This window comes from Megasphaera indica (genome assembly GCF_046614755.1).
Taxonomy (GTDB): domain Bacteria; phylum Bacillota; class Negativicutes; order Veillonellales; family Megasphaeraceae; genus Megasphaera; species Megasphaera intestinihominis.
In genome coordinates this window covers 1-212 of record NZ_JBKKJR010000100.1, presented here as the reverse complement: position 1 = coordinate 212, position 212 = coordinate 1, and the positions used below count along the sequence as shown (strand labels likewise).

The window sequence follows — 212 nt, the reverse complement described above, 5'->3', positions numbered from 1 at the left end:
TGGTCCTATGTCAAGTTTGAGTACAAATTAAATTGAGGTTTCTATCAATCAGTTATCCAGCAATCAAAGCTGCCTTTTTCTTGTAGTTTGCATATAATTTTTCATAGTCATTTGGTGACATATAGTTACAGTGACTGTGAATTCGAACGGTATTATAAAACGTGTTAATGTATTCAAACACCAGCATATAGGCTTGTTGATAATTTTCAATC

Annotated in this window: 1 protein-coding gene; it reads right to left on the bottom strand. The window is 32.1% G+C overall.

The window, feature by feature from the left end; translation table 11 throughout:
- Positions 1-52 precede the first annotated feature (52 nt).
- Positions 53-211, bottom strand: coding sequence for an IS3 family transposase (locus ACFCTO_RS12330; RefSeq protein ID WP_288286114.1), 159 nt, complete (start codon positions 209-211; stop codon positions 53-55).
- Between the last annotated feature and the right edge of the window lies 1 nt (position 212).